11 protein-coding genes are annotated in these 8,225 nt (G+C 66.4%); 3 read left to right on the top strand and 8 right to left on the bottom strand.

Annotated features, from left to right (window positions below; translation table 11 throughout):
* Nucleotides 1–178 precede the first annotated feature (178 nt).
* The 3 genes from ABGA94_RS00160 to rlmE all read right to left on the bottom strand — a co-directional run bounded on the left by ABGA94_RS00160 (nucleotide 179) and on the right by rlmE (nucleotide 3,103).
* Nucleotides 179–364: a hypothetical protein gene (locus tag ABGA94_RS00160; RefSeq protein ID WP_005416039.1), complete on the bottom strand. Its 186-nt coding sequence runs from the start codon at nucleotides 362–364 to the stop codon at nucleotides 179–181.
* Between the two features lie 102 nt (nucleotides 365–466).
* A complete protein-coding gene (gene ftsH, locus ABGA94_RS00165) occupies nucleotides 467–2,401 on the bottom strand; it encodes an ATP-dependent zinc metalloprotease FtsH (RefSeq protein ID WP_005416038.1) in 1,935 nt (644 codons plus the stop codon).
* Nucleotides 2,402–2,470: 69 nt separating this feature from the next.
* Complete coding sequence (rlmE, locus tag ABGA94_RS00170; protein ID WP_005409014.1) at nucleotides 2,471–3,103, bottom strand: 23S rRNA (uridine(2552)-2'-O)-methyltransferase RlmE; 633 nt, start codon at nucleotides 3,101–3,103, stop codon at nucleotides 2,471–2,473.
* 65 nt (nucleotides 3,104–3,168) lie between these two features.
* On the opposite strand from rlmE, the gene yhbY reads away from it, so the two are divergent.
* Both yhbY and ABGA94_RS00180 read left to right on the top strand, forming a co-directional pair.
* Entirely contained in the window at nucleotides 3,169–3,474 is a 306-nt protein-coding gene (yhbY, locus tag ABGA94_RS00175) for a ribosome assembly RNA-binding protein YhbY (RefSeq protein WP_005416037.1), read from the top strand.
* A gap of 13 nt (nucleotides 3,475–3,487) precedes the next feature.
* The gene (locus tag ABGA94_RS00180; RefSeq protein WP_005416036.1) at nucleotides 3,488–3,862 is read left to right on the top strand and encodes an Mth938-like domain-containing protein; all 375 of its coding nucleotides are present in this window, start codon (nucleotides 3,488–3,490) and stop codon (nucleotides 3,860–3,862) included.
* 28 nt (nucleotides 3,863–3,890) lie between these two features.
* Here the strand turns inward: ABGA94_RS00180 and ABGA94_RS00185 are convergent, their stop codons facing one another.
* The 5 genes from ABGA94_RS00185 to surE all read right to left on the bottom strand — a co-directional run bounded on the left by ABGA94_RS00185 (nucleotide 3,891) and on the right by surE (nucleotide 7,416).
* On the bottom strand, nucleotides 3,891–4,379 hold the full coding sequence (locus tag ABGA94_RS00185) for a hypothetical protein (RefSeq protein ID WP_005416035.1): 489 nt from the start codon (nucleotides 4,377–4,379) through the stop codon (nucleotides 3,891–3,893).
* Nucleotides 4,380–4,550: 171 nt separating this feature from the next.
* On the bottom strand, nucleotides 4,551–5,333 hold the full coding sequence (locus tag ABGA94_RS00190; RefSeq protein ID WP_005416034.1) for a peptidoglycan DD-metalloendopeptidase family protein: 783 nt from the start codon (nucleotides 5,331–5,333) through the stop codon (nucleotides 4,551–4,553).
* A complete protein-coding gene (locus ABGA94_RS00195) occupies nucleotides 5,330–5,944 on the bottom strand; it encodes a YqaA family protein (RefSeq protein WP_005416033.1) in 615 nt (204 codons plus the stop codon). Before ABGA94_RS00195 ends, ABGA94_RS00190 begins: the two co-directional genes overlap by 4 nt.
* Nucleotides 5,945–5,962: 18 nt before the next feature.
* Nucleotides 5,963–6,640 carry a protein-L-isoaspartate(D-aspartate) O-methyltransferase gene (locus ABGA94_RS00200; RefSeq protein WP_005416032.1) on the bottom strand — a complete coding sequence of 226 codons (678 nt, stop codon included), beginning with the start codon at nucleotides 6,638–6,640 and terminating at the stop codon, nucleotides 5,963–5,965.
* Nucleotides 6,637–7,416: a 5'/3'-nucleotidase SurE gene (surE, locus tag ABGA94_RS00205; RefSeq protein WP_005416031.1), complete on the bottom strand. Its 780-nt coding sequence runs from the start codon at nucleotides 7,414–7,416 to the stop codon at nucleotides 6,637–6,639. Before surE ends, ABGA94_RS00200 begins: the two co-directional genes overlap by 4 nt.
* Before the next feature lie 209 nt (nucleotides 7,417–7,625).
* Between surE and ABGA94_RS00210 the strand changes: the two genes are divergently transcribed.
* Entirely contained in the window at nucleotides 7,626–8,165 is a 540-nt protein-coding gene (locus ABGA94_RS00210; RefSeq protein ID WP_005409007.1) for a Smr/MutS family protein, read from the top strand.
* Nucleotides 8,166–8,225 lie beyond the last annotated feature (60 nt).

An 8,225-nucleotide genomic window follows, 5' to 3' on the forward strand; every position in this document is an offset into this window, starting at 1 on the left:
ATGGATGCGGCTGCCAAGCCCCCATGGACGGGTTCACGGCGTCCCCGCCCTCCGACACCGCCCCGCCAAACCACGGAATGTTGCTGTTGCTGTTGCTGTTGCTGTTGCTGTTGCTGCTGAGGTTGCCGGCCAGCGGCCGGCACTACCACGGGTGCAGGGCGCAGCCCTGCCGACACCCTCAACGGCGGCGGCGCTTGCGGTCCACGTACAGGGTCCTGGCGATGCTCAGCACGATGCCGACCGCGATACCCACCACGCAGCCCAACAGCAGATTGTCGGCTCCGAGGCCCACACCCACGCCGACCACGGTGGCGATGACCATTTCGGCGGTGTGGGAAATCGGTTCGGGCTTCGGGGCAGACATGCGGGCTCCAGCGTCAGTTCGGTTCTTCGGAATGGGCCGGTAGCCCGGAAACGACGAAGCCGGGTTGCCCCGGCCTCGTCTGGTGTCACGCGCAGCGGGCCGTCAGTGCGATTCGGCCGGGCCCGCGATCGGCGGCAGCGGGCGGGCGTCGCCGCCCTTGTCGTTGCCACCATCCTTGTTCGACTTGCTCCAGCCGGCCGGCGGCGGCGGATCGCGGCCTTCCATGATGGCGTCGATTTGCGGCGCGTCGATCGTCTCGTACTGCAGCAGCAGCTGGGACATCGCGTGCAACTTGTCCAGGTTGGCCGTCATCAGCTCGGTAGTGCGCGCGTAGGCTTCGTCGAGGATCTTGCGCACCTCCTCATCGATGCGACGCGCGGTGTCGTTGGACACGCTCTTGTGCTGGGTGACCGAACGGCCCAGGAACACCTCGTCATCCTCTTCGCCATAGGCGATCGGGCCGAGCTGGTCGGACAGGCCCCACTTGGTGACCATGTTGCGGGCCATCTTGGTGGCGCGTTCGATGTCGTTGGAAGCGCCCGTGGTGACCTTGTCGGCACCGAAGATCAGCTCCTCGGCCACACGACCACCGTACAGCGAGCACAGCTGCGACTTGATCGCCACGCGGTTCATCGAATACTTGTCGCCCTCCGGCAGGTACATGGTCACGCCCAGCGCACGGCCGCGCGGGATGATCGTGACCTTGTAGACCGGGTCGTGCTCGGGCACCAGGCGGCCGACAATGGCGTGGCCGGCTTCGTGGTAGGCGGTCAGGGTCTTCTCTTCTTCGCTCATGGCCATCGAGCGGCGCTCGGCACCCATCAGGATCTTGTCGCGGGCACGGTCGAAGTGGTCCATGCGGACTTCCTTCTCGTTGCCACGCGCGGCGAACAGGGCCGCCTCGTTGCACAGGTTGGCCAGATCAGCACCGGAGAAGCCCGGGGTACCCCGCGCGATCACCATCGGCTCGACATCGTCGGCGAGCGGCAGCTTGCGCATGTGCACCTTCAGGATGTGCTCGCGACCCTTCACGTCCGGCAGGCCAACCACGACCTGGCGGTCGAAGCGACCCGGACGCAGCAGCGCCGGGTCCAGCACGTCCGGACGGTTGGTGGCGGCGATCACGATCACGCCTTCACCGCCCTCGAAACCATCCATTTCGACCAGCAGCTGGTTCAGGGTCTGCTCGCGCTCGTCATGGCCACCGCCCAGGCCGGCGCCACGGTGACGACCGACGGCGTCGATTTCGTCGATGAAGATGATGCACGGGGCATGCTTCTTGGCCTGCTCGAACATGTCGCGCACGCGGCTGGCGCCGACGCCGACGAACATTTCCACGAAGTCCGAACCGGAGATCGAGAAGAACGGCACCTTGGCTTCGCCGGCGATGGCCTTGGCCAGCAGCGTCTTGCCGGTACCCGGCGGGCCCACCATCAGCACGCCGCGCGGAATCTTGCCACCCAGCTTGGTGAACTTGGACGGGTCGCGCAGGAAGTCGACCAGCTCGCCCACTTCTTCCTTGGCCTCGTCGCAGCCGGCGACGTCGGCGAAGGTGACCTTGATCTGGTCCTCGCCCTGCAGCTTGGCGCGCGACTTGCCGAAGGACATCGCGCCCTTGGCACCGCCGCCACCGCCTTGCATCTGGCGCATGATGAACAACCAGAAGCCGATGATCAGGATGACCGGCAGGAAATTCATCAGGATCGCGCCGAGGGAGATGCCGCTGGACGGCTCCTCCTGCACAATCTCCACGTTCTTGGTGCGCAGCACGTTGATCAGGTCGCGATCGAACGGTGCGGTGATGGTGGATGTCTGCCCGCCGCGGGTGGTGTAGGTCAGCTGGCTGGTGCCGCCGCGCATGTCGCCGCCAAAGGCGACCTTCTGCACGTTGCCGCTGTCCACCTGGTCCAGGAACTGCGAGTACGACGCACCCTGCGCGCCGGCTCCGGAGGACTTCGGCGAGAAGCTCTGGAAGACCACCATCAGCACGACGGCGACGACCACCCATAGCAGGAGGTTCTTGGTCAAGTCGTTCATCCTCATTGGCTCCGGTGTTCCTCTCAGTGCTGGCGTTGCGTGGGGGTCGAACTTGCGTACATTGCGAGCTTACTTCATGTGGGCGCGTTTTCCCTGACCCAAGGCGTACACCTCGGGAGAGCGCTTGCGCGAGGCTTCCGGCTTGCGGATGGAGACCTTGTCGTACCGGCGGCGCATGTCGCGCACGTAGTCGTCAAAGCCCTCGCCCTGGAACAGCTTGATCAGGAATGCCCCACCGGTCTTCAGGTGGTTGTCGGCAAAATCCAGGGCCAGCTCCGCCAGGTGCATCATCCGCGGCTGGTCGACCGCGCCCACACCACTCTTATTGGGGGCCATGTCCGACAGCACAAGGTCTACCGGCTGATCCCCGAGCATGGCTTCAAACTGCGATAGGACCGCTTCTTCCCTGAAGTCACCATGAAGGAACTCCACGCCGGCCAGCGGCGGCATGTCCAGGATGTCCAGGGCCAGCACGCGGCCGGTGTCGCCGATCTGTCTCCTAACCTGCTGAGACCAGCCACCCGGCGCCGCGCCGAGGTCGACCACCACCATGTGCGGCTTCAGCAGCCGGTCACGTTCAAGCAGCTCTTCGAGCTTGTAGGCGGCGCGCGAGCGCATGCCTTCGGCCTGCGCCTTCTTCACGAAGGGGTCGGAGAAGTGTTCCTTGAGCCAGCGCTGGCTGCTTTTGCTGCGGGTAGCCATTGAAAATAGGGGCTGATGGGGTCCTCATGATACCCTGATCGCCCCATTCAACCGTGTTTTCCTGCATGTCCATCGCCCTGACCGCTTCCCAGACCCGTTTCCTGCGCGGCCAAGCCCACGACCTGAAGGCCCTGCTGCAGACCGGCGGCAAGGGTGTGACCCCGGCCTTCATCGCTGAGCTGAACGAAGTGCTGGAGCGCCACGAACTGGTCAAGGTGAAGGTCGCTGCCGAGGATCGCGACGCCCGTGACGTGATGATCGGCGAGATCGTCGAAGCCACCGAGAGCGCTCTGGTGCAGCGCATCGGCCACGTCGCCGTGCTGTACCGCCCGAGCAGGGAACAGCGCCAGATCGTGCTGCCGCGCGGCTGATCGCCCTACCGTCATGCAGCTGAACCACGAACCGCCCGACTACGCCTACAGCCTGCGCGCCGCCGATGGCCGCTCGGCCAAGGTCAATGACCAGGTGCTGGACGGGAGCTTCTTCCTGACCCCGGACCAGCTGGTCGCGCATTGGCCGGTGGCGAGCGCCGCTGCGTTGCAGCTGGCGGACCTGGAGCCGATCCTGGCGCTGAACCCGGCGCTGATCGTGCTGGGTACCGGTGACCGCCAGGTGTTCCCATCGGCGGTGGTGATGGCCGCCTGCCTGTCACGCGGCATCGGCCTGGAAGTGATGAACAATCCAGCCGCCGCACGCACCTTCAACATCCTGGCAGGCGAAGGCCGCAAGGTCGCGGCTGCTTTCATTCTGGAAGGCTGAGTTCTCGAGTCACCGGTGCCTCCGGCCCCTAGCGGCCTGAAGGCGCGCAGCGGAATGCCGAGAACTCCTGGAGCCGGCCGATCAGGTGGCCGCCCTGCCCCCAGCGGATATCCATGACCTTCCAGTCCCGGTCCTGCCGCTGCAGCAGGACCCGGTCGGTCCATCGATAGTCGCCCACTGCCATGTCGACGCGGATCCAGGTCGCGTCACCCCTCGATTCGGGCATTCCCACCGCGACCGTGTCCGGTCGGTCCGGCGCCAGCAGATACAGGCTCTGGTCGAGCATGTGCGGCTTCTCGTCGCGCGCGGCCAGCGCGGTGCAGGCCCGCTCGTAAGCATGCTGCGCATCGACCGCCGAGCGCAGGGCATCGCCCAGCAACGGCGGGATGGCTGCTTCATCTGAAGCCGGCGCCTGGACTACGGCGTAAAGACGGGTGACCACGTCGCGCGGATCGCTGGCCGCGGTGACCAGCGGCGCGACGATCAGCAAGGCGAGAACGGAAGCAGGACGCAGCATGGGGTACCGGGCCGACTGGGACCGCTCAAGAATGCCGGGTATCCGGTCCGCCGTGAAGGTGAGCCTGCGGCACACAGGATCGCAAACGACCGCTCCGCAGTCGCTGAGTCGAGCACGGCTCTACAGGTCAGGAACGCCAGGCATGGCCCGGCACTCCCTGTTCCAACCGCGTCAACGTGCCGGCAGGTACTGCTGCGGATCGACCGGCTTGCCGTTGTAGCGAATCTCGAAGTGGACCATGTCGCGGTTCGCACCGGTGCGGCCCATTTCGGCGATCTGCTCGCCAGCCTTCACGCTCTGCCCTTCATTGACCAGGCGCTTGCGGTTGTGACCATAGGCGGACAGCCACTGGTCGCTGTGCTTGATGATGATCAGTTCGCCGTAGCCGACCAGGCCGGCACCGGAGTACACCACCACACCGTTGGCGGTTGCCTTGACCGGCTGGCCGCTGGTGCCGGCGATGTCGACGCCCTGCTTGGTCGCGTCACCGGCAACGTAGCGGCCGACGATCGCGCCATCGGCTGGCCAGCGCCAGGCGATGTTGCTCTTCACCGGCCCGACCGGCGCCGGGGCCGGCGCGGTGCTGCCGCCACTGCTGCCAGCCGAACGCGGCGGGGTGACCACCGTGGTCGGCGCACGGCCGCTGGTGGCCCCCTGCGGATACAGGCGGATCACCTGGCCGGGGTAGATGGTCGACGGGTTGTCCAGACGATTCCAGGCAATCAGGTCGGCCGGGGTGATGTCATGGATGCGGGCCAGCGCATAGATGGTGTCGCCCTTGCGCACCACCACGGTCTGCCCGGGCTTGGGTACCGAGGTCTTCGGCGTGGTCACGCCGCCAGCGTTGCCGCCGCCCGGGCGGACCACGGTGGCGGTACCGCAGGCGGCCAGTGTGGAAACCAGCAACGCCAGCGCGCCGATGCGCACTCCCTTGCTCAGACGATCAGGATTCATGCGAACTTCGACCTCCATACAAGCCAGGCGATCAGCACCACCACCAGCACGGTGGCGATCCAGCCCAGCGGTTCAATCCAGCGACGCAGCGCCGCTTCGGCACGCGCACCACCGATACGGATGACCGCGGCCAGCACGAACACGCGCTTGCCACGACCGATCAACATGCTCAACAGGTACTGCGGCATCGGTACGCCGACGATACCCGATGCCCACGTGAAGACCTTCATCGGGATCGGCATGAAGCCGCCCAGCACCAGGAAGGTGAACACCGCCCACGGCGATTCGGCCATCTTCGCCTGCACGGTGGTGATGCCCTGCTCGATCGCCGGAAGCATGCCCAGCGCCTCGAACACCGGCTTGATCGCCTCGAAAGCGTAATGACCCAGCGCGTAACCAACCAGCGCGCCGACCATCGAGCCCGCCAGGCTGAGGGTGGCGAACCACCAGCCACGCTTGGGCTGGGCCACGCACATCGGTGCCAGCATCACTTCCGGCATCACCGGGAAGATGATCGCTTCAAAGAAACTCAGTACCGTCAGGTAGGTCGGCGCGCGTTCGTGCGCCGCCCACTTCATCGCCCGCTCGTACAGCGGCCCGAAAATCTTCATGCAACCCTGCTCCGTGGATTAGTCGAGCATGCCAGACAGCAGCGGCACGAACGTGACCGGTGCCAGCACGCGTTGTTCGATGCTGCCATCGGGCTTGCGGTCCAGCTGCACCAGCGACTGTCCGCCCGGGCCACCCACCGGCGCCACCAGGCGCCCCCCTTCAGCCAGCTGCCCGACCAGTTCATCGACCAGTGCAGGCGCGGCGGCGGTGACCACGATGGCATCGAACGGACCGTGCTCGGCCCATCCGGCGCGACCGTCGTCATGCTTGGTGCGGATGTTCATGCCCAGTGCGCGGAAGCGCTTGCGTGCCTGCCGCAACAGGTCACCGATACGCTCCACGGTGTAGACCTCCAAGCCCAGCGCGCCCAGGATGGCGGCCTGGTAGCCCGAGCCGGTGCCGACTTCCAGCACGCGCTTCGGCGCGACCTGGAGCACCGCCTCGGTCATCCGGGCGACCACCCAGGGCTGCGAGATGGTCTGGCCATGGCCGATCGGCAGCGCGGTGTCCTCATAGGCACGCGAGGCCAGTGCTTCATCGATGAACAGATGGCGCGGCACAACCCGGATTGCGTTCAAGGTGGACTCGTCGACGATGCCAGCTTCGCGCAGGCGATCGACCAGACGGTCACGCACGCGCTGCGAGGTCATGCCGATGCCGACAGCTTCGGGCTGCAGTCGCAGGCGTGGACTCATGCCGGCCGGTCCAGCGCGGCGCTGAGGCCACCCACCCAGCTGGCCACTTTCTCCAGCGCCTGGTAGCGGGTCAGGTCCACCTGGATGGGGGTGATCGAGATGTGGCCGGTGCGCACCGCGTGGAAGTCGGTGCCCGGGCCGGAGTCCTGCTCGCGCCCGGCCGGGCCGATCCAGTACACCTCGTTGCCGCGCGGATCCTTCTGCGCGATGCAGCCTTCGGCACGATGGCGGTTGCCAAGGCGGGTGACCTCGAAGCCCTTGACCTCGCTCCAGGGCAGATCCGGCACGTTGACGTTGAGGATGGTGTCGGCCGGCAGCGGATCGGCCTTGAGCCGGGCCACGATCTCCACTGCGGCGCGCGCGGCGGTGTCGAAGTGCTTCGGATCGTGGTTGCGGGTAACCAGCGAGACCGCCACCGCCGGCAGGCCGAGGAAGCGGCCTTCCATCGCCGCCGAGACGGTGCCGGAATAGATCACGTCGTCGCCGAGGTTGGCGGCGTTGTTGATGCCTGACACGACGATGTCCGGCTCGAATTCAAGCAGGCCGGTCAGCGCCAGGTGCACGCAGTCGGTCGGCGTGCCAGCCACCGAGACGGTGTAATGGTCGATGCGCTTGAGCCGGATCGGCAGGTCCAGGGTCAGCGAGTTGCTGGCACCGGAGCGATCGCGGTCGGGCGCGACCACCGTGACTTCGTGTCCGGCCTCGCGCAGGACCGAAGCAAGCATCCGGATGCCTGCGGCGTCGACACCATCGTCATTACTGACCAGGATTCGCATCTTCGATTTAACCGCTTGATTTTCCAAGAATTCGATTCCGTCACCGTGCAGTGTGGGCGGGACCGTCGTACTCCCCTGCGGAAGCCGTCGACCCTGCAAGGGCATCGTCTATTGTGCCGCATGCGAGCCGCCGGTCCTACCCTGCCGGCGGTCACGGCCGACATCGAACCGTCATAGGCAGACCCGCGCCGGCGGTTTACCCTGTGCGCATGTCGCACCCTGAAGACGAAGATCCGGCCGCGCTGTTCCGTGCGGCCATCGGTGAAGTGACGCCGCTGCGCAAGGATGCCGAACCGGCGCCTGCTGCGCCCCGGCCGAAGCCGCGCGCACGCATGGCCGAACGCGACGAGGCCGAAGCCGCGGGCGAGTTTGCGCGGCTGCTGCGCGACAGTACGCCGCTGGAAGCGGGCGACGTGGCCAGCTACCGCCGCGACAACCTGCCACCGCGCCTGTTCCAGCGTCTCAAGCGCGGCCAGTATTCGGTACAGGATGAGCTGGACCTGCACGGCGCCACCGCCGCGCAGGCGGAAACCCTGCTGCGTCAGTTCCTGCTGGAAGCGCATGCACACGAGTATGGCTGCGTGCGCATCATCCACGGCAAGGGCCTGCAGTCCGATGGCGGTGCACCGGTGCTGAAGAACCTGGTTGATCGCCTGCTGCGGCTTCGCAACGACGTGCTGGCGTTTCATTCGGCGCCGACCGGGCAAGGCGGCACCGGCGCGGTGCTGGTGTTGCTGGCGCGGCGTTGACAAAAAGGGGACGGAGGGAATTAAGTCGTTTGTGCCACAAACGACTTAATTCCCTCCGTC

The sequence above is a fragment of the Stenotrophomonas sp. 3diitr2024 genome (genome assembly GCF_042136455.1).
Classification (GTDB): Bacteria; Pseudomonadota; Gammaproteobacteria; order Xanthomonadales; family Xanthomonadaceae; genus Stenotrophomonas; species Stenotrophomonas sepilia.